The sequence below is a fragment of the Herpetosiphon sp. genome, from assembly GCF_003512625.1.
In the GTDB taxonomy this organism is placed as follows: Bacteria; Chloroflexota; Chloroflexia; order Chloroflexales; family Herpetosiphonaceae; genus Herpetosiphon; species Herpetosiphon aurantiacus.
This window is the reverse complement of the sequence record NZ_DOPT01000059.1, coordinates 349,089-374,277: the sequence shown is the minus strand read 5'-3', so window position 1 is coordinate 374,277 and position 25,189 is coordinate 349,089. Positions and strand designations below refer to the sequence as shown.

The 25,189-nt window shown below is 48.0% G+C and carries 18 protein-coding genes; 6 read left to right on the top strand and 12 right to left on the bottom strand.

The annotated features are described in order from the left end of the window. Positions 1-28: 28 nt before the first annotated feature. Positions 29-451, bottom strand: coding sequence for a BlaI/MecI/CopY family transcriptional regulator (locus DEF47_RS14120; RefSeq protein WP_012192018.1), 423 nt, complete (start codon positions 449-451; stop codon positions 29-31). Positions 452-578: 127 nt separating this feature from the next. On the opposite strand from DEF47_RS14120, the gene DEF47_RS14115 reads away from it, so the two are divergent. After that, positions 579-1,598: a polyprenyl synthetase family protein gene (locus DEF47_RS14115; RefSeq protein WP_012192017.1), complete on the top strand. Its 1,020-nt coding sequence runs from the start codon at positions 579-581 to the stop codon at positions 1,596-1,598. Between the two features lie 93 nt (positions 1,599-1,691). Beyond that, positions 1,692-2,891: a glycosyltransferase gene (locus DEF47_RS14110; protein WP_012192016.1), complete on the top strand. Its 1,200-nt coding sequence runs from the start codon at positions 1,692-1,694 to the stop codon at positions 2,889-2,891. Between the two features lie 59 nt (positions 2,892-2,950). On the opposite strand, the gene DEF47_RS14105 is transcribed toward DEF47_RS14110, so the two are convergent. Continuing rightward, positions 2,951-4,399 carry a hypothetical protein gene (locus tag DEF47_RS14105; RefSeq protein ID WP_012192015.1) on the bottom strand — a complete coding sequence of 483 codons (1,449 nt, stop codon included), beginning with the start codon at positions 4,397-4,399 and terminating at the stop codon, positions 2,951-2,953. A 179-nt stretch (positions 4,400-4,578) separates the two neighbouring features. Here DEF47_RS14105 and DEF47_RS14100 point away from each other — a divergent pair, with 179 nt between their 5' ends. Next, positions 4,579-5,835, top strand: coding sequence for a carboxypeptidase regulatory-like domain-containing protein (locus tag DEF47_RS14100; RefSeq protein WP_012192014.1), 1,257 nt, complete (start codon positions 4,579-4,581; stop codon positions 5,833-5,835). Positions 5,836-6,071: 236 nt separating this feature from the next. Here DEF47_RS14100 and DEF47_RS14095 read toward each other — a convergent pair whose 3' ends face one another. The 3 genes from DEF47_RS14095 to glmU form a co-directional block, all read right to left on the bottom strand. After that, entirely contained in the window at positions 6,072-7,325 is a 1,254-nt protein-coding gene (locus DEF47_RS14095; protein WP_012192013.1) for a glycosyltransferase family 4 protein, read from the bottom strand. Between the two features lie 134 nt (positions 7,326-7,459). Further along, positions 7,460-8,398 carry a ribose-phosphate diphosphokinase gene (locus tag DEF47_RS14090; protein WP_012192012.1) on the bottom strand — a complete coding sequence of 313 codons (939 nt, stop codon included), beginning with the start codon at positions 8,396-8,398 and terminating at the stop codon, positions 7,460-7,462. Positions 8,399-8,443: 45 nt separating this feature from the next. Then, complete coding sequence (gene glmU, locus DEF47_RS14085) at positions 8,444-9,823, bottom strand: bifunctional UDP-N-acetylglucosamine diphosphorylase/glucosamine-1-phosphate N-acetyltransferase GlmU (protein ID WP_012192011.1); 1,380 nt, start codon at positions 9,821-9,823, stop codon at positions 8,444-8,446. Positions 9,824-10,467: 644 nt separating this feature from the next. Here glmU and DEF47_RS14080 point away from each other — a divergent pair. The 3 genes from DEF47_RS14080 to DEF47_RS14070 all read left to right on the top strand — a co-directional run bounded on the left by DEF47_RS14080 (position 10,468) and on the right by DEF47_RS14070 (position 17,182). Further along, on the top strand, positions 10,468-12,216 hold the full coding sequence (locus DEF47_RS14080; RefSeq protein ID WP_012192010.1) for a sensor histidine kinase: 1,749 nt from the start codon (positions 10,468-10,470) through the stop codon (positions 12,214-12,216). Then, positions 12,213-12,854 (top strand): response regulator, encoded by a 642-nt coding sequence (locus DEF47_RS14075; protein ID WP_012192009.1) that lies wholly within the window; start codon positions 12,213-12,215, stop codon positions 12,852-12,854. The genes DEF47_RS14080 and DEF47_RS14075 overlap by 4 nt, the downstream gene beginning before the upstream one ends. Before the next feature lie 209 nt (positions 12,855-13,063). Beyond that, positions 13,064-17,182, top strand: a complete 4,119-nt coding sequence (locus tag DEF47_RS14070; RefSeq protein ID WP_012192008.1) for an Ig-like domain-containing domain — start codon at positions 13,064-13,066, stop codon at positions 17,180-17,182. A 66-nt stretch (positions 17,183-17,248) separates the two neighbouring features. On the opposite strand, the gene DEF47_RS14065 is transcribed toward DEF47_RS14070, so the two are convergent. The 7 genes from DEF47_RS14065 to DEF47_RS14035 form a co-directional block, all read right to left on the bottom strand. Further along, positions 17,249-17,560: a hypothetical protein gene (locus tag DEF47_RS14065; protein WP_012192007.1), complete on the bottom strand. Its 312-nt coding sequence runs from the start codon at positions 17,558-17,560 to the stop codon at positions 17,249-17,251. Between the two features lie 12 nt (positions 17,561-17,572). Continuing rightward, positions 17,573-18,121: a hypothetical protein gene (locus tag DEF47_RS14060; protein ID WP_012192006.1), complete on the bottom strand. Its 549-nt coding sequence runs from the start codon at positions 18,119-18,121 to the stop codon at positions 17,573-17,575. A 39-nt stretch (positions 18,122-18,160) separates the two neighbouring features. After that, positions 18,161-18,691, bottom strand: a complete 531-nt coding sequence (locus DEF47_RS14055) for a hypothetical protein (RefSeq protein ID WP_012192005.1) — start codon at positions 18,689-18,691, stop codon at positions 18,161-18,163. Positions 18,692-18,693: 2 nt separating this feature from the next. Continuing rightward, a complete protein-coding gene (locus DEF47_RS14050; protein WP_012192004.1) occupies positions 18,694-19,176 on the bottom strand; it encodes a hypothetical protein in 483 nt (160 codons plus the stop codon). A gap of 18 nt (positions 19,177-19,194) precedes the next feature. Beyond that, entirely contained in the window at positions 19,195-19,434 is a 240-nt protein-coding gene (locus DEF47_RS14045; RefSeq protein ID WP_041304898.1) for a hypothetical protein, read from the bottom strand. Positions 19,435-20,200: 766 nt separating this feature from the next. Further along, positions 20,201-20,572: a hypothetical protein gene (locus DEF47_RS14040; RefSeq protein WP_041304894.1), complete on the bottom strand. Its 372-nt coding sequence runs from the start codon at positions 20,570-20,572 to the stop codon at positions 20,201-20,203. 69 nt (positions 20,573-20,641) lie between these two features. Beyond that, positions 20,642-25,111 (bottom strand): peptidase domain-containing protein, encoded by a 4,470-nt coding sequence (locus tag DEF47_RS14035; protein ID WP_012192002.1) that lies wholly within the window; start codon positions 25,109-25,111, stop codon positions 20,642-20,644. Positions 25,112-25,189 lie beyond the last annotated feature (78 nt).

Sequence of the window (25,189 nt, the reverse complement as noted above, 5' to 3'; positions counted from 1 at the left end):
AGTGGGAGAGGGGTTGGGGTGAGAGAACTTAGACGCGGGCATAGCGATTTTGGGCATCGCGGCTGAGTTGCTTGAGTTGGGTTGGATCGTTACGAGCCAAATAATCAACCACATAGTTCAGAGTCAAATCGGGATAATCATCGAGCAAGCCATCGAGCACTTGTTGCACAACCATTTGCACAAATTCATCTTGGCTTAGTTCAGGGCTATAAACATAGGCCAACCCATCGCGGGTGCGGTGCAAAATACCTTTTTCAGCCAAACGGCTCATTGTGGTCATCACAGTCGTGTAGGCAATATCGCGGCGATGTTGCAACGAACGATGAATTTGCTTAACCGTGCCTTGATTTTCTTTCCATAACAATTCCATAATTTCGGTTTCCAACGGGCCAAGGACTTTTACTAAACCATCTTGGGTTGGGCTGAAACGAAAGCGCATTTTCAAACTCATTATCGGCTCCTTACTTTGATTGAGATCTGGTGCAACGGGTTGTTCTTAGCTGTCTTGAGTGTACGCCCTTGCAAGAAATGGTACTAGAGCCGAAGATTACAAAGACATTACGTAGTACGAGGTTACTATGAAACACATTTCTGACGAATCGATTCGCCAAGCAATGCAGAGTGCCTTCCCACCTGCCGATGCTCGTGTAACCATGTTTTATGAAATGCAGGAATATCATTTGGGCTGGCGTAATGCTCAGCTTGAGCCAACCCAAGCCGATAGTGGCAAGTTACTGCGTCCGCGCTTTTGTTTGCTCGCCTGCGCTGCGGTTGGCGGCGATCCCCAACAGGCTGAGCCTTTAGCCGCCGCAATTCAGCTGCTCCATGATTTTTCGCTTATCCACGATGATATTGAAGATCACAGCCCAACTCGCCGTGGCCGCGAAACCGTGTGGAAATTGTGGGAAGTTCCACAAGCGATCAATGTTGGCGATGGTATGTTTACGCTTGCCCAGCTTTCATTATTTCGTTTGGCAGAAGTTGGGGTCGAATCATCGGTCGTGGTCGAAATTGCACGGCGCTTTAATCAAACCATTATTCGTTTATGCGAAGGCCAGTATCTCGATATGTCGTTTGAGCAGCGCCTCGACATCAGCGAAGGCGATTATTTGGCGATGATCAGCCGCAAAACGGCAGCATTAATTGCCGCTGCTGCTGGTTTGGGGGCAATTTTGGGCAATGCCAACCGCGAACAAGCCGCCGCCCTGTATAATTGGGGTGAAGCCTTGGGCTTGGCCTTCCAAATTGAAGATGATATGCTCGGCATTTGGGGCGCAGAAGCCGTCACTGGCAAGCCCGATGCTCACGATATTTGGGGCCGCAAAAAAAGCCTGCCAATTATCCATGCCCTAGCTCACGCCGATGCTGAGGATGGCGGCAAGCTGGCGGCGATTTATCAAAAAGAGCCGCTTGAGGCCAGCGATATTCAAATTGTGCTGACAATTTTAGAGCGCACTGGCTCACAAGGCTATACTGCGGGCGTGGCCAAGTTCTATCACGAGCAAGCCTTAGCCGCCCTAGCCGATTTACAAGGCGAGGCCGAGCCAATTGCCGAGTTGCATGCATTAACCAAACAATTACTGGGACGAGTGAAATAGCTGGGCAATCAGCGCTGCGGGGTCTAGCCCAGCAATCTGCTAACCAAGGAGTAAAGGTTGGGCTGCGGCCTTGCTGCTAGCCACCGAGAATACATGATGCGAATATTGTTGCTAACAGCCGAATATTTGCCCCAACCTGGGGGCGTTGGCGATTACACTGCCAAATTAGCCGAAGCCTTAACCGCGCTCGACTGTCAGGTTTGTGTACTCACTGCTGGCGAAGGTGCTGAACAAAGCGAGCCATGGCTGGTTTGGCGCAGGGTGCGCGGCTGGGGCCGTAAGCTGCATCAGGATGTGCGCAACGCTGCCAAGCAATTCGAGGCCGATATTGTGCATATTCAATATCAAACTGGCGCATACGAAATGAAGCCTGCGGTCAATTTGCTACCTGCGGCGCTCTCGGTGCCAAGTGTGGTAACCCTGCACGATTTGCGTATGCCCTATTTGGCTCCCAAAGTTGCGCCGTTGCGCCGCTATGTTACCCGTTTGCTAATCGAAAATGCTCATGCCGTGGTGGTTACCAATGCCGAGGATGAATCGCGCTTGGCTGGCGATGCACCCAGCAGCAATCCCGATATTTATACCCTGACCCAGCCATTGGAGCCACCAGCCCACTTAATTCCAATTGGCGCGAATATCGAGGTTGCGCCATTAGCCGACCGCCAGCAGCTACGCCAGCAGTTGGGAGCCAACTCCGAAACGCTGTTATTGGGCTATTTTGGCTTGCTCAACAGCACCAAAGGCGTGCACACCATCGTTGAATCGTTGCAATATTTGCCAGCAACTACCCGCCTCGTGATTATCGGCGGCGGCACAGGCACGCCCGAAGATGAAACCTATGCCGAACAATTACGCGCCACAATTAGCCGTCTCGGGCTTGATCAGCGTATCCATTGGACGGGCTACCTGAGTGCCAGCGAGGTTTCCCGTACCATGCAAGCGCTCGATTGCGCGGCCCTGCCATTTAGCGATGGTGCATCGTATCGTCGGGGTAGTTTGTTGGCGATGCTAGCCCATGGCGTGCCCACAATCACCACCCCGCCGCATGTGCCAATCGATCCTTCACTGCGCCATGAACGTGATGTGCTATTAGTCGAGCCAGATGATGCCATTAATTTGGCTTTGGCAGTTGAGCAAATCGCCGCCAACCCCGAATTACGCCAACAATTGAGCCAAGCAGGCCAGCGCATCGCCTGCTCATTTCGCTGGGAAACCATCGCTCAATTGCATACGACGCTCTATCAACAACTGCTCGATGCACAACAAAACAAGCAAGAGCAGATCGATTTTTAGCACATTTTCTCGCCTCGCTCCCCACGTGAGGCGAGAAAATACTGATTAATTCATTGCGTTTACGCAATAACTGGTTGCACCAACTTCAACTGTTGCTCCCACAATTGAGCCGCGATCAAATCTGAGGCGCGGCGCTGCCACTTATAAAAGGTATCTTCATCAATATCAGCTAGCCAACTTAACACACTCGCATCAATTAATGGGTCACTGAGGCCGCGCCGTAGCCAATCGATCGCAGTTTTGCGGTTGATTTCGCGCACATAGGGCAGATACAGCACATTATACCAACGCCAAGCATCGCCACTGCCTAAGGCTTGGCTGGCATCAGGCCGCAGTTGCTCGATTGCTTGCAATAATATTTCGCGGGCAATTGCACTGCGATTCAGCCGATTATCCTCTAGCGCTTTACTCTGCACGCTATGGCTAACCAAAGCGCTGCTTAGCAAGGGATTTTGGGCTAATTGAACTGGATTTTTCAAGCCGCTGATCGCTCGCCGCACTGCATCGTTCCAGGCTTTATCGGGCTTCGCATCAACAATTACTGGAGCGGGGGTTGGCGTAGGAGTTGAGGCCAAGGCAAGCGCAAATTCGCGCGATTGGCTACGAGCCTCTTGTTCAGCTCGCGAAAAGAACAAACGATCAAGCCAACGTCGCCCACGATCCAACCCTGTGTGGCTGATGATCACACACGCCAAAAGCAAGGCCAATTGGCTAGGCCGCAGCAGATCTAAAATATTCACACTAATTAAATAAATCAAGGCGAGGATGCTAATTTCGCAAAAACTATAAATCAAATCGCGCAGCACATTCTGGCCTTGGAGCAATAAGCCAAATCGCACCAACCCAAAACCCGTAATCAACAAGCCAGCAAAAATCGGCATATACCCATAGAAAAGTGGCCATGTACCCGTGCTGATTAAGCGAGCCAACAAACTACTTGTGCCAATTAAGAACCCTAAAGCCCCCAACACCAAACTAGCTAAACTGCGCCGCGCCATACCTGTTTCGGCAATGCGCCAACTTGCCACCAAATGCCAAAGCGCCACGCTGACACAGCCCATCACATAGGCACTATAGATTGGGTAGGCTGGGCCTGTGCCGATAATTTGACTACCACTAGCAAGCAGCACTGGCTCGGCATAATTCATCAACCAATTGCTGGAACTGCCCAAGCCAATGAGGATTAATCCAATAACGCCGACGACCCAGCGTTCGGGCTTGACGATCGTGGCAATACTTGGTTGCAAGGTTTGGTGAATCAAACTACATACGATCAGCCAAGTCGTAATTGGCAGTACCGAACTCCACCAAAACCCGCGTTCTAAACTGACCAGTTGCTCAAGATTCAGCCCTTCGCCGCCGAGCACACCTGAGCCAAAAAAGCCCATCAAGCCAAATAGACTGATAATGCTGGCCCAAAACAGCAGCGAGCGTTGGGGTGTACGGGTGGCAATAAACAAGGCTAACCAGAGTGCTCCGCCAAACCCAAATAAATGTGCCTCGACCATCGACTTTTCTCCCTTGGCCTAGCTAGATTTCGTGCGCTGAATAGTGCTATTATGCGTTACTTTTGGCGCTTGCCAAGCCATATGCAGCACTTAACAGCTATGTTGTACAGTAATTGCCAGCATCCAAACTGGTTGGAACAGCAATATTAAGCCATACTCAATTGCAAAAGGAGCACGTTATGCAATGGTTCAAGCGTTCTTGGCGCAACATTCTAGGAATTATGGTTGGCCTTTTGGCAATTGGTTTGGTCTGGCTGCTCACCACTGATAACGTGACGATCTGGCCGATTCGCAATACGCTGCGTTATCAATTCGACCAATGGCGAACCGACAGCCAAATGCCAAGCCAGCCAATCGCTGATCGCAGCATCGTTGGGTGTATTACCAATGCGCAGCAGCAACCAATCGTTGGGGCAATTGTGGCTGTCAGCGAACGCAACGGCAGATTACATCGAGCTATCAGCGATCGTCAAGGCTGTTATCGGCTTGGCAATGTGCCAGCTAACCAATATCGCTTATTGGTGACTGCGCCGAGTTATCGCGATGATTTGATCGATGTTGATGTGCAGCAAGCCCAAACTGAGCAGCATGCACAACTTTTGCCGGCAATTGCCCCAAGTTATGCCCCAGTCGAAAAACTCGTGCTTGGCCCAAGCAATGTAGTTAGCCGAACTACGCCCTACCCTACCCAAGCATTGCGCCAGCAGGTGCAAGTTTGGAGCGATAACGGCGAGCAGCAATTGACCCTGCTCTATCGACCAATTACCGCCACGCAACCGTTGCCGTTGATGTTGGCGGTCTACCCTGGCCCTGCCAACGAATGGGAGAGCGTGAGCATTCCCTTGGCCGAGCGCGGTTATAGCGTGTTGGCGGTTGGTCCAGCCTACAGCCTCGACCTCGAAACTGATATTGCCGATCTCAAGCGCTTGTTGGCGTTGGCGCGGGGTGGCTCGTTCGTGGGAGTTGATGGCAGCCACATTGCGATTATGGCAGGCAGTTATAGCAGCCTGCACGTTTTGCGCCTGTTGCAAGACGATGTAGGTTTTACGGGGGTGGTATTGTTGGGGCCAATTAGCGATTTGTTTGCCATGCGCGAGAGCTTTGTGGCCGGAACATTCATGCCGCCGTTTGGGCTTGATCAAGCCCTGATTGCCCTAGGTTATCCCGACGAGGAGATTCAGCGCTATGCCAGCTATTCGGCTCAATTACACCCTCGCGCTGATTTGCCGCCAATTTTGTTGATGCACAGTCGGAATGATGAAGTTGTGCCCGCCAGCCAATCAGAATTTTTGGCTGAGCAATGGCGGGGCTTGGGCGTTGAGGTTGAAAGTTATTTTTTCGATGGCATGTCGCATTATCTGCGGGCGGTCGAACCTTCACCAGAGCTTGATGAGTTGTATCGCATAACTTTAGATTTTCTGGCACGAGTTAATTAGCTGCCCTCACCCCCTAGCCCCCGCCTTTCAAGGGTAGGTTTTTAACAAGCGTTGGGTGGGGTTCGCCGTCGCTGTTCATGCCCTCACCCCCTAGCCCCCTCTCCCGCCGAGCGAGCGAGGGGGAACCAGCTCATCATGAAAGTTTAGCCCCCCTCTCCCGCATGGCGTGGGAGAGGGGTCGGGGGTGAGGGAACGATAAAACTTATCCTTGTAGGGGATTGGAGGTGAGGGTATTATTATGAACCTTGTTCGCGTTGCAAGCTCGTTGGAAATTCGGGTAGCGGATTGCCTGCCCGTTTGGCCAACACCCGCTCATAAATTGCTTCGATCTGGCGGGCGGCGAGTTCCCAAGAATGTTCGTTGACTGCCCGAGTGCGCACCGTTTGCGCCAAATTATGCCGTCGCTCAGGGTTATCGATCAAACCTAGAATTTCGTCGGCTAGCGATTGAGCATCGCCAAACTTGGCATACACCCCAGCATCGCCCAAAATTTCATGGCTAACTGGCGTATCAAACGTGATCACAGGCAAGCCAACTGCCATATAATTGGGGATTTTGCCAGCGCCTTCGGTTGCCGACATTTTGGGAGCAACCGCCACATCACCTAAGGCCAAGTAGGCATGGGCATCTTTGTATAAAATGCGGCCTGGCATGGTCACAATATCAGCAACGCCCAGCGATTCAGCCAAGGCCAAATACGAACGCACATCGGGGTAGCCCATAATCAAGAAATGCACATCATCGCGTTGTTGGCGAATAATTTGGGCGGCTTCAAGCAAGACATTCGTGCCTTGATAGGCTGCCAGCAAGCCTAAATAGGCCACGATCTTGCGGCCTGCCGGAATTCCTAGCTCGCTACGAATGCGTTCACGCTCAGCATGCCACTCTGCCGAGCCATCGAAGGGCTTGAAGCGATCGGTGTTAACGCTATCTGGCACAGTGTAAAGCCGCTCCGCCGGAAACTTCCAATCATCGCGGAGCATATTGGCAGCGTTGAAGGAGCTGGTCAAAACAGCGTCGGCAGTGCGATTAATTTTATCTTCGAGCCAGTGGAATGGCTTATAAAACATGCCATCGCGTTTAAGAAAGCCATGATCAAGCATTTCGGCAGTGAGGCTGCCTTGATAATCGAACACCAGCGGAATCTTGAACATGCGCGAAAGCACACTGCCAATCAAAGCCGATTCGTGAATATGGGCATGGATTAAATCGGGCTTGATTTCCATGGCAACCCGTAAAGCTCGCCACGAAAGTGCCACATCCAAATACATTTTATGATGCGAAGCCCCGACCATCGTGCGCTTAACCCATGGCACGTCCCATGAGCGGCGAATTTCAAAGCCTGGCATATTATCGCCATTATGATAGGTTGCAATAACAATGCGATGACCCAATTTTTGCAGGGCGCGAGTTTCTTCCCAAATCCGCACGTGTGCGCCGTAATCTGCAAAAAACGAGGTTGAGGCAATGCTAAGGATGGTGTAACCCATGCGCGAAACTCCTTTAAGGTCAGGGCTATTCTAACGCATCTCATCAGGAGGGCAAGTTTTGCTCCGCCAAACAAAAAAAGCGCTGCTAGAAATAAAGCTAGCAGCGCTTGATTAAGTTTATCTGTACGTTGATTTTAGCTGAATAATGCGCTCAAGGAAAGATCTTTGTGAATCCGAATAATGGCTTCTGCAAACAACGAGGCCACCGAAATTTGGGCAATCCGTGCGGCGCTAGCTTCAGCAGGCAAAGGAATCGTGTCGGTAACCAGCACTTCTTCCATCACCGAATCGCCCAGCAATTCGACCGCATTGCCAGCAAAGATGCCGTGAGTGGCACAGGCCACCACGCTAATTGCGCCGCGTTCTTTGAGGGTTTTGGCGGCTTCGGCCAAGGTTCCCCCAGTTGAAATCATGTCGTCGAAGATTACCGCGTGCTTGCCAGCAACATCACCGACCATTTCGACCACTTCGGAAACATCGGGCGCTGGGCGTTGCTTGGCAATAATCGCCAAACTTGCACCAATCCGTTCGCGAAATTTATTAGCGCGACCCACACCGCCAGCATCGGGCGAAACCACTACCACATTTTTCATGTTGCGGCTGCGAAAGTGGTCGGCGATTAGTGGCCCAGCTTGCAAGTGATCAACGGGAATATCGAAAAAGCCCTCGATTGCTGGCGCATGCAAATCCATAGTCAGCACTCGATCAGCTCCGGCGGTCGCGATCAAATTGGCGACCAATTTGGCTGAGATTGGCTCGCGCCCAGTGGTTTTCTTCTCTTGCTTGGCATAGCCATAGTAAGGAATCACCGCTGTTACCCGTTGAGCCGAAGCTCGGCGTAGGGCATCGATCATCAACAACAACTCCATGAGATGATGATCAACTGGCGTAGTTAAGGATTGCACGATAAATACATCGGAGCCACGCACGTTTTCTTCAAGCTGCACGCGAGTTTCGCCATTCTTGAAAACGCCGACAATAGCCCGACCTAAATTCAAATTCAGATGCGATGCGATACTGCGAGCTAACGGGATGTTGGCATTACCCGTAAAAATCTGCAATCGCCCGTCCATTCGATGCCCCCCAAGTTAGTAATTGGTCAATGAAAAATCCGTTGCCTACTCGTTCTCACTCTGCTCAAGCTTGCGGTGGCGAATGACGCGGGCTGGCATACCCACGGCCACGCCGCCATCAGGTATATCTTTGGTCACAACTGAACCGGCTCCGGTAATTGCACCTGCGCCAATTTTAACTGGCGCACGCAACAACGAATCGGAGCCAATAAAGGCATTCGCGCCAATTTCGGTGCGATGCTTTTTGCCATCAGCAGTAAAATTGCAAGTAATCGTGCCAGCACCAATATTTACATTTTCGCCGATTGTGGCATCGCCAACATAGGAAAAATGGCCCATTTTTGTGCCAGCGCCAAGGGTCGCGTTTTTCACCTCGCCGAAGTTGCCCATATGAACATGCTCCATCAGGTGTGCACCGCGGCGCAGATGCCCATATGGCCCGATGTTGGCTCCGAGATCCATCTGCGCTTGCTCAACGACTGAATAGCTAATTTTGCAATGGTCACCAATCTGCGAATCTTCAATTAAGCTGTTGGGGCCGATCATACAATTTGCCCCAATTGTGGTGCGGCCTTTGAGGATCGTGCCAGGCAGCAAGGTCGTATCCATACCAACCTGCACATCGTGATCAACAAAGGTCGTGGCAGGATCAACCACGGTCACTCCGGCCAACATCAAGGCCCGAATTTTTCGCGCATTCAAAATTGCCCCAACTTGGGCCAACTGAATTCGATCATTTACCCCCAAGGCTTCATCGGGGTCGCGTAACTGAATAGCAGCTACTGCGCCAAGGCCATGCTCGTGCAGCGCAATCTCGACCAAATCGGTCAAATAATATTCGCCATTTAGGCTATTGGGCTGTATCTGATCGAGGGCATTCCAGAGCCAAGCGCCATCGTAGAGCGCCACACCTTGGTTCACCTCTGTAATTCGGCGTTGTTCGGGGGTGGCGTTGCGTTCTTCAACAATCGCCTGAACTGCGCCTGTTTCGTCGCGCACAATTCGGCCATAACCAGTTGGTGGATTGGCTTGAAAGCTGACGATCGCGGCTTTGGCGTTGGTGGTGCGGCGCACTGCCAATAATTCGAGCAGCGATTCATGGCGCATCAATGGATCAGCGCCATACAACACCAGCACTTCATCGACTTTGCCTTCGAGTTCGGCGCGAGCTTGCGCCACCGCATGGCCTGTGCCAAGCCGCTCATGTTGCACCACATAGCGATAGCGATGGCCAAACGCGGCACTAATTGGGGCTAAAGTATCTTCGCTCACGACCAATACAATCTGCTGTGCGCCAACCGCATCGGCCAGACGGGTCACATGCTCAACTAATGGCAATCCGGCAACAGGATGTAAAACTTTCGGTAAGCTCGAACGCATGCGCGTCCCTTGACCAGCAGCCAACACAACCACACCGAGTGTCATAGTTCAACGCTCCCCATTGCAAGCTAAATATCGTAAATCTATCCAAGGGCTATCTTAGCAGAAAATTGCGGCGACGCGGGCGCTTCTGCGAGGGAACTTTCGGGGGATGGGTTGCGGCGTAACGACAATTAACGATTAATTGCCTGCCTACTAATTATATTGCTGTTCGGCCAAGAAGTGTGAGCACAAGCGGGATGGCACACCTTTGGTTGGAGATAAATGATCAGATATAGATATCAGCATCTCTGATTGTCGATTAGGCCCAATAAATCTTGTAAAATAAGCGTATTCCAAGCTTTTAATCGCCTGCCCTGATGATTAAAAGGGCATAATTTGATGTTATTGTTGCGTATAGCCCTCGATCCGAACGATGCCACAGCGCCACTGAAGCCGATCTGTGACTGATTGGATGAGCAAGGAATTCGATTTCCTCACCTCATCCCCCCTCCTTGCAAGGATAGGTTTTTAACAATGATCGAGCGGGATTTGCCGCCGATGTTCATGCCCTCACCCCCTTGCCCCCGCTGCCGCACGCGAGGCGAGAGGCAACCACCAATCAAACGTCCCTCGCCCACCGTCGTGGGTGAGAGAGTAACGTTTGTTGATGAAATACACCATTTCCACTAGCTTAAGGATGTAGGTGAATGGATATACCAGATCCCGCTCGGGCTTCCGCAAGCCTACCAGCGGCAATCAATTCGATCTCCACCGATTGGCGAGCCTGTCTAAGCACGCTCAACCGAATTGCTCACCTCATGGCGCAACATCTTGACCTCACAGCATTATTGCAGCATGCCCTCGTGATTATTAGCGAGGACTTTAAGTTTTCGACTCTGCGCTTGTTGTTGGTCAATCGGCCTGAGGCTGATGGCTTGATCTGTCGGGCAGGAATTGGCCCAGCTACGCTTCCGTTGGAGCTTGATACGCTTTTTCCGCCTGACCAAGGCATTATTGGGGCAGCGGTGCAGCTCCGTCAGCTGATTTGGATCGATAATGCACCAGGTTTATCGCATTTGGCGATTCCGATCATTATTAGCGAGCAGCTTGAAGGAATTCTCTACATCGAATCGCAGCGCCAGGTGCTGGCTGATGATTCCACCAATTTGGCGATTGTGGCTGATCAGCTGGGCGTGGCGATTGAAAATGCTTGTCTGTTTGATCAGCTTCAGCACCATTTGGCCGAAACCAAATTGATGTTTGAGACCAGCCACAACATTAGTAGTGCTCGCACAGTCGCCGAGGTGGTGGCGGCCTACCTCAATCATATTGCTGCCCGCCGGCGTTATGCCTGCACGGTTGTGTTGTATGAATTTGATGCCCAAGGCCAGTTTGTGGCTCGCACGGTCAAAGGGCGTTGGTCGCCAGAACATGGCTTATCCTCGCACCACGATCGCCAGCCCCATGAACGTGATGCCTTAGACGATTTGCTTGATGCTGGCGAGACCGTAACAATTGCCGATGTGCGTACTGATCCACGGGTTGCGCCTAGCTTGCGGCGTATGCAAGAAGCTGAACAGCGGCTGGCGATGGCCTTTATCCCGCTAATTGTGCGCAACCAGCGGATTGGCTTGGTTGTGTTGACTGCTGCCAAGCCGCACGCGTGGTCACAGGCCGATCTCCATCCTTATCAAGTTACCGCCGAACATCTAGCGATCGTCATTGACAATCGTCGCCAACAACGGCTGCTGTATGCCCACGGCGAACGGATTGCGGTGTTGGATGAGCGCCAGCGACTCGCCCGCGATCTGCATGATTCGGTAACCCAAATGATCTTCAGCATTACGTTGATCTCGCAAACCGTTACCTCGGCATGGCAGCGTGATCCGGCTGAAGGCGAGCGCCGCGTTAATCGCTTGATCGAATTGAGCCAACTAGCGCTGGCCGAAATGCGTTCATTATTGACCGATCTGCATCCGATTGAGCGTGAGCATCCGCAGGCTGTGCTTTATGCTCAACCAACACCATCTTCAGCCCCCGATCAACCAAGTAAATTACTGCAACGATTGCATAAATATGCCACCGAGGTGATTGGCGAGCAGCTTCAGGTTAGCTTTGATACGACCAGTTACGAGCAACAGTCAGCTGTCTGTGAAGATGCACTTTATCGAATTATCCAAGAAGCACTAAATAATGTCAGCAAACATGCCCAGGCCAGTCATGTGGCGGTAACCCTTCGCGTTCATGGAAATCGGTTGATCTTGAGCGTTCAGGACGATGGGATTGGCTTCGATCAATCGAGCCAGTCAGTGAGCCAAGGCTTAGGTCTCTACAGCATGCGTAAACGGGTTGAAGCCTGTGGCGGAACACTGACGATGACTCTCGGAGCAACCGCAGGAACGGTGGTGCAAGCGATCATCCCGCGCGAAGCACCTCATGTTAGGAGCGAGCCATGACCAACATTATCCGAATTATGCTTGTTGACGACCATGCCATTGTGCGTGAAGGGCTGCGTACCCTCTTAGCCGAAGATACCGAATTTTTGATTGTCGGCGAGGCTCAAAATGGAGCCGACGCGATCGAATTGGCAGCAGTTGTGCGGCCACATGTTATTTTGATGGATCTTGTGATGCCCAATGTCGATGGCATTCAGGCCACTCAAGCGCTTCAAAGTCTCATGCCCAGCAGCCGAATTATCGTCCTGACCAGTTTTAGTGATGATCAATGGGTCAGCAAGGCAATTCAGGCGGGTGCTAGTGGCTACCTGCTGAAAAATGTGCTCAAGGCCGAGTTGTTTCTGGCAATTCGCACAGTTGCGAACGGCCAGCCATTTTTACATGCCGAAGCCCAGCGCACCTTGATGCGTCAATCAACCGCTCCGCCTTCGCTGTTGCCAAGCCTAACTGAGCGTGAGCGCAGTGTGCTCGATGGGATTGTCGGCGGTTTGAGCAATAAAGAAATTGCTCGTTCGCTGCATCTGACCGAGGGCACAGTTAAAGGCTATGTGAGCACCATACTCACCAAGTTGGCGGTGGCCGATCGAACTCAAGCGGCGCTGTATGCCATCAAACATGGCTTTGATCTGACCCAGTAATGTGTCAATCCTATCTTTCGTTAGGGGTCCCAACTACCTTTTGATAGCCCCAATTCCTAGCCTAGGCTAGGTGTGGCTTGCCAAGTATTCTCGTATCCTAATTTCCATGATTCCAACGGCCCAATCATTCCAAACCATAAATAGAGCGTGTGTTTCTCTATCGTTGTCCAGCCAAAGCGGTCTTGGTTTTTCGGTTATTAGGAGGAGCGATGATTAATCGTAGTTCATGGCAATTTCGCAGTCAGTTGTTGGTGAGTAGCGGCCTTGTAGGGCTTATGGTGCTACTCACAACGTTCTTAACCACATCATCATCGGCCCAAACCCGCGAGTGTCGGATGGCTGATGCTTTGAAGATTTGTGCTAATACGTTTGTTGCAACCGATCCCACACACTTTATTGCTCGCGATGATGTAACGCTGGCGATTGGTGATGCGCCACCATTGATCAGCGCTGGCGCGGTTGGCGCGAACCTTGGCGAGTTTGTGTTCACTGCCGATCAGTCGGTGCTGTCGGGCGCAGTTAAATTTATTGGCGATAATGCTAGCTTGCCGCTAGTTGCCTCAACCTATAATGCCAACAACACGCCGAAAGAGGTGTTTGAGGTTGATACGACTGGCCTAACGATTACCAATGATCAAAGCAGTGCTGATCCAATCGGCGTAATCGCCAATAGCACGATCAGCCTGCACTTTCTTGATCGCTCGGGTGTGCGCAGTTTTTATAAGACGACCGACCCCAGCGAGACCGAAGATCTGAGCTTTGTGTTCGATCTGGCCGCAGCAGAATTTCGGGCTGAGCTGCCGATTAACCTCAACATCGCAGCATTAAACCCAAGCACGTCTGAGAATCCCAATCTCAATATTGTGGTGAATCTCAAATATTCGCAACAAGGCGTGCTCTCAGGCAATGTCGATAATTTCACCATGTCATTGGCTGGCATGAGTGTTGCAGTCAAAGAGATTGCGCTATCAACTGGCTCTTTTGAAGCTGGTTTGGTCGAAGTTTCACGAGCGGCTAATCCCGATTTACCAAACCTTGATCCGGCTAAGCCAAATTTGGTCTTTTCGCTGCAAAATCTCAAGTATGCGAACCGCAGCTTTAGCATTGGCGGCGGCTCGGTGCCAATTCCCGATTGGAAATTTGGCGGCAACTTTAGCATGACCGACCAAACCTTGAGCATTGGCCATGATAATGCGACTGGTACGTCAACCGTTAGCGTCAACTCAACCTTGATTTTTGGCAATGTGCTGAACCAACCAGAATCAGCCACGCCGCGCGAAGTAACCCTGACATTTAGTGCCGTCAAAGTCAACGGTGTTTTCAAGCCTGTTTTCAGTGCTACTGTTGCTGAAACCACCGTTGCAATGGGGCCGTTGAATTTTCGCCTGCGCGGGTTGAGCTTAATCGGCGATACAGTAGAAAATTTCTATGGCTTGAAAGCAAGTGCGGTTGATCTGCTGTGGTCAAGCGATATGGGCGGTCAATCGGCAGCAGGTATTACTGGCTTCAAATTTGGCATCAATAAAGATGGTAAGTTGCAATTTGCCCTCGGCGGTGCGACGATCAGCACTCCTAATATTTCGAGCGGCGTGTTGGAAGGCAGCAGCATCGTTGGTCAGTTTGGCGTGGCCCAACAAACCCTCAACCTAACCGTGACTGGTAACCTGAGCGTAAAAATCCCAGGTAACAGCGGTGTTGGTGCAGGCTTGGTGATGGTCGTGCGTGGCGGCCCGAATGTTGCGCCGATTGGCAGCCAAAACTGTGCCCAATCACCATGTATCAAACGTTTCGAAGCCTCGCTAACCAACTTTAGCGTCAAAATTGCTGGTTTCAGCATGGCCTTGCAGAATCCCCGCTTCCTTGATGATGGTGGTTTTGCCGCCGATAGTGCTCGACTCTCGATGTCAGACCTGATGGGCAACCTTACCGCCGATGTGTCTGGCCTCAGCATCAGTGGGCGCGGCGAAGTTTCGGTAACTGGCGGCGGGATTGAGTTGCCACCGCTCAAGATTGCAGGAACTAATTTTGTTGGTTTCCGTGGCTTCTTCAGCAAAGATGGCGCTGGCTACATGTTTGCTGGTGGGGCAACTCTGAGCATGCCTGGCTTTGATCCTAGCGGCGGCTCAACGATTTCGGTTGATGTTTCGGTCAAAACCTTGCCAACCGGGGTGTTTAATGAGTTGGATGTCGTGGTGGCCTTCGAGTCATCGCCAGGCATTCCGTTGGCCAACAGTGGCGCTGCCCTGACCAAGATGAGTGGTTCGTTCTCGCTCAAGTCAGGCTCGGTCACGATTGGGGTTGGCATTGAAGTAAGTTCAGTTGCTCAGCTCGCAGGAATTCCGCTAGTTTCGGCAGAGGGAACTGCAACCTTGGTGGTTGATCCATTCAAGTTCTCGCTGACCGCCAGCATGAAGGTATTGATTTTTGAAGTTGCTAGCGCTAGTGTCGAAATTGGCCACGAAGCTGGGTTTAGCGGCGGCAAGGGTCTGCATGCTAAGTTCCAATTTGAAGCAGTGATTGTACGTGGCGGCTTGGAACTGCGGGTTGGCACGGTCACGGTTCGTAGCTGTACGCCTGCTGGCTCAACCAATTGTGTTGATAAACAAAAACTACGCTTTGCTGGCTCAGCACGAATGTCGGTTGGCTTGCGCAAAGGCCAGTTCGGCAAAGCCTTACCACCAAAGAATATTACCTTTGGCTCAGTTTCATTCCAAATGGGCGAGTTCGAAAAATCGGGTGGTGGTACGACCGTAGGGATGTTGGGCCGCGTGAGCTGCTGTTTCGGCATCTTCAAAGTGAGTGTATTTGTTGATTTGAGCAAGCCGGTTGGATTGAACACTGGTTTTGTCAAGCTCGTCAACCCCAAAAATTATCGCCTGATTAACTCGCTCCAAATTGCGCAGAGTATCGAGCAAGGCGAACCAGGCTACAGCCAACGAATCATCTCACGGCCTGTCAACCCAGGGAAATCGGGTGGTGCCTTGTTTGCGGCAATCCCTGAAGTTACAGTACCAGTGGTGATTACCTCGACCGCCAGTGGCTACTTTGGGATTCACTTTAGTGGAACTCCTTCAGTTGAACCAGTTATCCGCTTGATTCTGCCTGATGGAACGGAACTCAATGAAGGCAATGTCAATGACACAACTCAGACCTTGATTCGCGATTACACCACCGTGATTACGGAAGGCAATGACTTGGCCTTTATGCTCGAAGCGGCCACACCTGGTACGTATAGTTTGATTATTGAAGGGCCACCAAGCCAATACGAAGTGGTTGCTTACCAACTGAATAACCCACCAATTTTCGATAGCGCAACCTTGGCTTGTGGCGGTGCGGCAACCCCAGGCGTAACCGTAACATGTAACTCGGCTCCAACTGGCAGCAAAGTTACGGTTAATTGGGCGACCCGCGATACCGATGACCCTAACGCCAAAGTTTCGCTGGTCTATGCTAGCGTGATCACCCCAACCGATCCCATTGATGTAGGCTTGAGCACGGTCATTAGCGATAACATCAAACTTGGTACAGGCCAGCATGTTTGGGATCTAAGCGAGATTCCAAGTGGTCAATATAAGCTGGCGCTCTTCGCCGACGATGGCCATAATCAACCAACCGTTCAACAATTGGATACCTTGATTGTGGTCAATGATCAGCGTGCGCCCAAAATTCCAACCAATCTTCAAGCGACTCCATTGCCCGGTCAACTGTTGGTCAAGTGGACACCGAACAGCGAAATGGACCTTGGTGGCTATGAGATTGGCTTTGGTGAAGTCAATGATCCAAATGAGTTCCTCTACTCCCGCAATATGGGTGGCAAAGAGATGATCTTTACTGCGACGAACCAACTTGATGCCAAACTGTGGGGCTTGAAAGACAATCAATCGATCTTCTATGGGATTCGAGCCTATGATCTTAGTGGCAACTTCAGCGCTTGGTCACCGTTAGTTGTGGGCACGCCGTGGTCGCTAAGCCCACATGCTTGGAATCCAGTGCCTGGAGGACGCGGTGTGACAACCACCAAGATTGAGGCCGCCTTTGAAACTCCACTGAGCGAGGCATCGCTGACGAATGCCTTCCAAGTTCGCAATGCCAGCAATCAGTTGGTAGCCGGAACACCAATCTATCTCTACAATCTTGATAAAACTGAGATTATCGGATTTAGCTTCAAGCCTAGCGCTACGCTGGTCGATGGTGAAACCTACACCGTGACCATTCGTGGCGGAGCCAACGGAATTAGATCGAAAGATGGCCGTCAAATGCCGGCTGACTTCAGTTGGAAATTCGAGGTCGAATCGTATCAAATCTATCTGCCAGCCGTGAAGCGCTAAACTATCACGATCTGACTTAACTAAATCAGCCTCTGCCTGTAATTGGCAGAGGCTGATTTTTGCATATTAATAGCGATTAAACGCCATACTCGCCAAGACACCTGCGGCGAGCCATCCTAAAAAATACACCATTACCGTGAGCGGATGTAAACCTAGCGCGATAATCAAAACAGCCAAGCCAAAACTGATTCCATAGCTCAGCCAAACAATCCATGGTTGCCAAACAATCGCCGTAAACCAGCGAATCAGGCCAACTACCAGCCAAAAGCCCAAGCCTAACCCCAGCCAAAACGAATCGAAGAGGGCATACAGCAATAGCGGTGCTAGGCCATACAATAGGCCACTAGCGATATATTCGTGTTTGAGCCGAAACCACATTCACAGCCTTTCTTAACGATTGGTTGGCGTTTCAGTGTGTAATAGCTTGCCAGTTGCATCAAAAAACTCAACCTTGAGATACTCGCCTGTGCTCGATTGTTGATTGCCAGCTAAAACGGTAATGCTATAGGCTGCGCCGTTGGTTGAAATCGAAGCTGTTTGACCATTCGATTGATGAATCGTGATGGTTTGAGTTTGTTGTTGTAGTTGTTGATCTTCGATCGCGATACAAAATATATCTTCTGCTGGCACGGTCGAATGCCTGACAATGTTCAACACCACGACTTGATTTCCTGAAGAGTGATAGTAGATGCCCTCATGGGATTGGCTAAAGCCTGAATCACTTGAACCACCAGTAAAAACCCGACAGGTTTTGCCAGTTGGCGTTTGTAGAAAAACAACTGTATTGGATGTCGTATTAATGGTATGGAGCAAACTAGCTTGCTCATTTTGGAGCACTTGATCAATAGCCCGCTGATTGAGGAATTTTGATTCAAAGCTGCACCCAACGAAGCTCAATAAGACCAAACCTAAGCCAACCCCTCGCCAAATCTGCCGCATGTGCTACTCCTTCAATAAATGATTCGTTATTTATGCTGCTTATGGATGAAGCTGATTATCGAATGTTACGCCGTGGCTGGTGGCAAATTGTTCAGTAATTTCACGACTTTGCGCCATCAATGAATTTTCTAGCTCATCATCGATCACATTGCCATTGGTATCGGTCATTTTCCAGTAGGTGATCGTCGATCGGCCTGATTTTTGTTTGTAAATAATGATTGATTGGAGATCTGCCCATGGATAGGCTTCAACAAACCCCGATGAAACAATTGTTAAGTGCGTATCATTAAGCCGAAATTCTTGGCGAATTAAGCGCGGGAAAAATACTAAATTTCCTAGTGTTAGGGCGAAAATTGCTAACATCTTGATCTTAGGCCATGGAATTAGCTTAAAAAACAAAGCAGCAGTTAACAGATATAAAACAATAATAATTGGGAAATTGATTGCATTATTATAGGTTATCAAGTAGCTTGTTGCTGATTGATCAGTTTTGGTAAATTCTACCGAATATGATGCAAAAATTAAAAATCCAGTTGCTATTGCCAGGATTCTTTCTGTAAAGCTCCGCATAATTATTGATCCTGTCGAATTAAAAAGATACTATCAGCATCGTGGCTGATCATCAGTAAATCGCGTTTGTGCTGAATAATTTGCTCAGGCCAAAGCACATCGTTGGTTCCCAGCAAATCATTCGCCCGATTATCGCGAATGCTGCTCGTGCTAAGCTTGCGATATTGCTGAGCCAATGGTGTAAATAACGTTTCGGCATCGTTGGCCAGAATAATCACCAAATCATAATCCAAAAATATCTCAAACCAGATGCCATCAGCTTGAGCAAATGCTTGATTATGGTAGCAAAACACGATTAAACCCTGCTCGTTGACCATTTGGTCAAGCAATTCAGCGGTATCGCCCACTGAAAGCCAATTCGTTGCGGATTCAGCTAACTCGCCATCAAGCTGATATTCTGTAATCAGCCAACTCAGCCTTTGCAAATGCCATGGTTCAACTGGTATATTTCGCCCTAAAATCCAATCGAAGAATTTCGTAAACACCTATTGTTCCTTTGCTAACTATGCGTTGGGTATAATTTTGATGCCTGCTGCGCTAAAAGCATCGAGCCAAGCTTGGAATTGCTTGGAAACAAAGAAGAAACCAAGTAACGCAGCATTGGGATGCTGGCGATAATTAATTTCAAAGCCTTGTTTGCCAAACCAAATAAAGCGTTTACGCAACTTAATATAGCTAATTTGTTCCAATGAAAGATCGAGCATGACAATTGGCAATAGATAGGTACGATGTTTAATCTGCAAACGTTGCTGATTGATAACGCGTCATATGCTCCACTATGTGATTTAAATTCTTCCATGAACATCATTCTCCTTTTAATGAAAAATTAATAACTCAACTCTCAAAATGAACATTCCAGATAATACAACTATTTTTCTGGACATTAAGGCCTATCGAATCGCATTTTGTATCATTCAGCTGGGTAATTTGCAATTCGATCCTAGACAGAATGAACAGAAAAACTGGGATGCTAGGCTAGGCTGATTGGTTTATTTTGCTGTTCGATCCATGGTACATTAATTCTAGCCGCTATCAGCTGGAAGCTCCCAAAATAGACATCATAAAAGATCATACAGCTTATTTTTCGATCTTACAACTATAGTAAAACTCACTATTTAAATCATTATTAATAACAACTCGATTATATCCAGTAAATGTATTATTATAACTATTATCATAAATATCAACTTTACGTATAGAATATTCGTTACTCGTAAGCAAGTTTGAATCAATATCCGTTGATATCTCGATTACATACAACCCATTATCATCTTTATGATATTCTATTGAAAAATTTACCATATTAATGGTAGATAATAATAATTCATCGTGATTTATATTATTTATATGCAAAGATATATTTTTATTTTGACCTAATGAATCATTCGAAACAAATTCCGTACTACAATTAATCTTGAACTCACTATTAATACTATTTTTATCGAATTCAATATTACATGATGTTAGCATGAAAACCAATAAAACTATATATATCTTTTTCATATTATATTATTCCTTAACTTCAATATTGATTATTGTTTTTGGCTCATTTGGTCGATATTCAACAAAATTATCCTTTCCCTTATAAAATACATTAACCTGTACTTTAAATGGCTGTGGGTACGTACTAGTAAATTCACCAATTGAATACCCTTTACATCCATGGGCATCAGCCTGAGTAGTATGTGATGTAAGTATTTGGCCATCATCTAGAATCAAGGTCATTTTAAATTCTTGGTTTTTCAAAGGCTTTTGTTGTGGATTAAATAGGCAAATCGTTATATCTACACTTGATTCTCCTCGTATAACAGCCTGATTATTACAGGAAACGAGGATAAATATTGATAGAATTAGACTTAATCGATAACAATATTGTTTCATAGATACCTCTTGATTAATCAAATCTAGTGTTCTTTCAATTAAAAGAACACTAGATTTATGATTGATAAATTAATTACCGCTCATAAAATAGATAATGATTGTATGATTTGTTTCGGAAAAATGGCTTTCAGCATCATAGATATTATTAGTAAAAGGGATATGCCAAGAAACCATAGCACTACTACTGAATCGACCACCCTTCCAGTGCTTAATCCCCCAAAAAGCATTAGCATCATATCCAGCAGTATCAAGTACTGCATAATCAAATGAATGATTTGCAGAGCGGGTAGCAAAACTATTAAGATCAATAATCCCTTTAAATACATGCTTAAATACCTTTTCTTGGTTTTTGGCTACAAATTCCTCTCGACCTTCGGAAACAACAGTTGATGCTATATTGCCAGTAAGAAACGCCAACATTGGAACTTTAGGAAGAGAAACAGCGGCATTCAGATAAATTTGAGGTGTATATTTTTTCTTTTCTACATAAAAGCTACCATTATATCGTCCTCTGGTAAGATAATCGGCTTTTTCTCCATTTGTTTCGGTTCCATATGTCGCAATTTTCACACTCAATGTCTGCTTCGGGTTAGGATAAATTGTTCCTATCTGAATTGATGAGCTACTTGGTAAATCATAGTAACCATCACATATTGCTGGATTACTATTTGGATTAATTGGTTTACCACTACTTTGCTCATACATAATTTCAATACTTGAATAAATATCATGCTCCTGATGCTTTTCAATATCAGCGTCCCCATTAAAAACGATAGCATAAACAACTTCTTCGATAACTTCACAGGCAATATTTTTTGTTCTTACCCTATGTTTCAGTAATAGTTCTGAATGATTGCTGGTATTAGCTGAATAGTCTGTAATATCAATATCTTCAATTAAATAGGGTTTAATTATTTTCTTAAACCATATATCATGGTAATAATCAGTATCGTACCGTGCCATTGCGCTCGCTAGCTCATTAATCAAAAGCGTATTATCAATACTGAATTCAAAGGCGGTTAATTGACGAGTATTCTTCTTCTGGAGATAGAGTGCAATTACAGGATCTGCAATAGCCATCTGCTGAAGAGATGCCGTCGTTGGCAGGTTATCTCGTACGGCAAAGTGGAGCAGATTAAAAGTATTCGATTGATCAATACTATCCACTACTTTATCGTTGGGACTGCCCAACATAGAACGATATGTCGTTCCGGTCGATACTAATTGATAGCTAGCATTATCATATCGTACTATACCCTCCAAATCGACATACTCATCATAAACAACCAGCGCGGTAATGGTCATGCTAGCGGTTGTCGTAATGCCACCTAATTCAGTCAGTGGTACATTTAAATAGGTTGTACCATCAACAGCGATTGGCGTGGTCAACTGCGCTCGCGGGCTCAACAACGCCAGTTTGTCAATGCGAACAACCGAACGCTTGGTAACAAAAGGCATGGTTAGCCGTAGTTTGACCGTTTGCCCTTGGAACTGACTGATTGGTAGTTTGGCAACTTGCCAGCCATCATTTAACGAACGGCTTGGCAAGGATTGGTTAATCGTGGTGATAGTTGCAAAATTATTGCCTGAGAGAATATCGACGACAAACGAGCGTTGCTCGTTGCCATGCTCAAATGTCCCGGTTTGATACTCGAAGCGCAAAAATTGGGTATCCGTAGCAACCACAAAGCTCGATGAGAGGGCAGATTGGGCAGTACCAGTATTCAGCAGTGTTAGGAAACTGCCGTCAGGGGCTTCATCAGAACCATGGCTCGCGCTTGGTTGCCCGTGATTGAGCGTCAGATTATCAATCCACGATTGAGCCATCGCATATCCCGCATTTTTAAATTGCAGCTTAATCGTCCGCCCTTGGAATTGGGATACATTTAATGTTGCGCGTTGCCATCCATTATTGGGGGTAGTGATCGAGCCAACCAAGCCATTCGCATCAATGCGGGTTATCACCTCAAAGTTATGACCACTCAAGACATCCACATACAAGTTCGCGTTGCCGGTTTCGTTAATTCTTAGCACTTTATAATCGAAACTAAGACTGACGGTATTACTGAGTACAGTCCATGGCTGGCTCGTAATGGTTGCAGCATTTCCATTAATCCGCATGCTTTGACCTAACGTCGGGGTTGTTGGCTCAATCAGAATATCACTGGACTCACTGGCTTGCCAACCAGTCATTGCCACCCCTACCTGGAGATTATCCAAGCGCAGATATGGTTGATTGGTTAACTCAGTCACCCATTCGAGTTTAATTGGCATGCCTTGAAATCGTTGGAGATCAAATGCAATTGATTGCCAACCGATCACATCAGTTCCAACAAGCCGATTCTGATCAATCCGCGTGCGAATCCCAAAGTCTGGACCGCTTAAGACGGTTAATTGAATCCGACTTTGGCGCGTGGCATTATCTGTATGGCCAGTACGATACTCAAAACGAATTTGTTGAGCCTCAGTGGGTAGCGTAAATGGGGCCGATAGAAGGCTACTTTGGGTTCCAACCAAAAAGGCATGGGTTGGATTGGCTGATGATTCATTGATTAAGTTTAACCTGGTTTGGCTATTTGCTTGCCATTGCGGCACATGATCAACTAAACGAAAATTGCTCAATTGGCTCGTTGGCGCATTGGTTGTGTGATTGGTAAACTGAAGCTTAATCGTTTTGCCTTGATAGCGTTTGATATCAATTACTGCTGTTTGTAAGCCGGTTTGGATTGTGCCACGTATTTGATGATCAATCGGCAATTCGCGAATATCAAATGCATCACCACTGAGGATCGCGACCGTCACTGGTTTAATCAAGCTTGGATTGCTACTATCGCCAATTAATGCCTCAAATTGTAAACTGGTGGCTTGTTCAGGCACAACGATTGGGGGAGTCGTAGTTACCACATTCGTACCATTCAAGCTCATTGTTGAAAAACTGAGGGTTTGAAGCGGATTGCTTGGAAGCTCAAATGTTTGATTAGGGATAATGTCTGGTATAGGAGTAAAACCAATTTCAAAATCGGTGTTGGTTAATACATTCGTTAGTGTACTTGGCGGAATCTGCAAGCTCTCGATCGAGACATAATTGGCATTGGTGACTTCCCACCCTGGCACAGCCCGATTTAACTTAAAGCTATCAATTGCGGTTGTTTGGGGCTCGTTGGGCCACCAATCATTCACAATTTTGAGTTTGACAACCTGACCACGGAATGCTTGGATATCAAGTGTCGCTCGTTTCCAACCATCACTCAAGCGCCCTGTGACTGTGTTATTGTCAATCGGAGTTGCGGTAATGAAATCTGGCCCATTGAGCACTTGCACCTCAATTGGGGCACTGGCATTATTCAAGCGTCGGCCAGTTTGGTAATTGAAACTTAGACTTTGGGTTTGCAGAGGAATTGTAAATGGAGCCGAAATCAAAAATGCGCTTGCCCCAGTAATAACAGCATGTGCTCCCATGCTATCGTTATACTCAATTGCGGTTGTGCCAACAGGCGATGGTTGCCAATCGGGAACTTCAATCGACAGCTTAATAGCTCGTACTTGTGCTGATGGCTGAGCAGCTGATGAACTGTCGTTAATAAATCGCAGCTTGATGGTTTGCCCTCGAAATGCATCGACCGCCAACACACCACGTTTCCAACCATCAAGATACTGTCCGCGAATCGTATGTTGACTAAGATCAGTGATCGTCGCAAACGTAGGCCCACTCAAGACCTCAACATGTAATCGTGTTGGTTTATCCGCTGTTTTTCGCCCAACCATATAGTCAAACAACAGATATTGAGCGCTGCTATCAACCACAAAGGCATCAGTCGTTTGCACTTGGCCAGCATTTTGAATGGTGAATGCTGTAGGCGTAATGGCGGTTGCCAGAATCTGCCGATCCCGCGCAAATTCACAATTTAAGGGATAACCAGTCCGAGGTAAGGCTTGATTCCCTATTTCGAATTGTGGATTTTTTGGCCCTGTAGTCGGATCTGCGATCTCTGGTACGGTGATTGCGGCCATTGGTAATGGACAGGGATCGGTCTCAAGATCAGTTATTGCAAAACTTGGTCCTGAAACTAATGGCTCAGCGACAGTCGCTGTAATTTGATAGGTTCCGGTACGGGTTCCACTATAATCACGTACCCGAAGCATATAACGACCTGTTGTTATGGCCTCAACCTCTTGGATTAAAGGGTTGCCGCGATGACCACTATTATCATCAGAGGCAATCATCGCGCCTGTTGGATCAAATAAATCTAAAAGTCCATTTAATGCTTGATCGGCGCTTGTTCGCACCATTACGACAGTAATCGTTTGACCTGCATTAACATCAATATAGAAATAATCGTGGTCGGTTGCTGGCTCAATTGATAATTCGGTTAGAGTTTGGCCACTTATCAAAATTTGATAGTCATCACTAGCATTGGTAGTTGTAATTGAATGAGGGGAAGCTGCGGCTGTAAGGGTAGTTGGTAGACTACTTAATAGGCTTGCAAAACCAATAAAAAGCAGGAGTAGCCGACTCTTAGGACGCATTCTCTTACGCATAAACCGACCTTTCACTATACCAAAAAATCCTAACACTTGATTTATGTTGAGTATAAATCGAGTGTTAGGATTTTGTCA

Bases quoted from the DNA above. Each gene is read 5' to 3' on its own strand.
- DEF47_RS14120 (WP_012192018.1), bottom strand. From the start codon at position 451: ATGAGTTTGAAAATGCGCTTTCGTTTCAGCCCAACCCAAGATGGTTTA.
- DEF47_RS14115 (WP_012192017.1), top strand. From the start codon at position 579: ATGAAACACATTTCTGACGAATCGATTCGCCAAGCAATGCAGAGTGCC.
- DEF47_RS14110 (WP_012192016.1), top strand. From the start codon at position 1,692: ATGATGCGAATATTGTTGCTAACAGCCGAATATTTGCCCCAACCTGGG.
- DEF47_RS14105 (WP_012192015.1), bottom strand. From the start codon at position 4,399: ATGGTCGAGGCACATTTATTTGGGTTTGGCGGAGCACTCTGGTTAGCC.
- DEF47_RS14100 (WP_012192014.1), top strand. From the start codon at position 4,579: ATGCAATGGTTCAAGCGTTCTTGGCGCAACATTCTAGGAATTATGGTT.
- DEF47_RS14095 (WP_012192013.1), bottom strand. From the start codon at position 7,325: ATGGGTTACACCATCCTTAGCATTGCCTCAACCTCGTTTTTTGCAGAT.
- DEF47_RS14090 (WP_012192012.1), bottom strand. From the start codon at position 8,398: ATGGACGGGCGATTGCAGATTTTTACGGGTAATGCCAACATCCCGTTA.
- glmU (WP_012192011.1), bottom strand. From the start codon at position 9,823: ATGACACTCGGTGTGGTTGTGTTGGCTGCTGGTCAAGGGACGCGCATG.
- DEF47_RS14080 (WP_012192010.1), top strand. From the start codon at position 10,468: ATGGATATACCAGATCCCGCTCGGGCTTCCGCAAGCCTACCAGCGGCA.
- DEF47_RS14075 (WP_012192009.1), top strand. From the start codon at position 12,213: ATGACCAACATTATCCGAATTATGCTTGTTGACGACCATGCCATTGTG.
- DEF47_RS14070 (WP_012192008.1), top strand. From the start codon at position 13,064: ATGATTAATCGTAGTTCATGGCAATTTCGCAGTCAGTTGTTGGTGAGT.
- DEF47_RS14065 (WP_012192007.1), bottom strand. From the start codon at position 17,560: ATGTGGTTTCGGCTCAAACACGAATATATCGCTAGTGGCCTATTGTAT.
- DEF47_RS14060 (WP_012192006.1), bottom strand. From the start codon at position 18,121: ATGCGGCAGATTTGGCGAGGGGTTGGCTTAGGTTTGGTCTTATTGAGC.
- DEF47_RS14055 (WP_012192005.1), bottom strand. From the start codon at position 18,691: ATGCGGAGCTTTACAGAAAGAATCCTGGCAATAGCAACTGGATTTTTA.
- DEF47_RS14040 (WP_041304894.1), bottom strand. From the start codon at position 20,572: ATGAAACAATATTGTTATCGATTAAGTCTAATTCTATCAATATTTATC.
- DEF47_RS14035 (WP_012192002.1), bottom strand. From the start codon at position 25,111: ATGCGTAAGAGAATGCGTCCTAAGAGTCGGCTACTCCTGCTTTTTATT.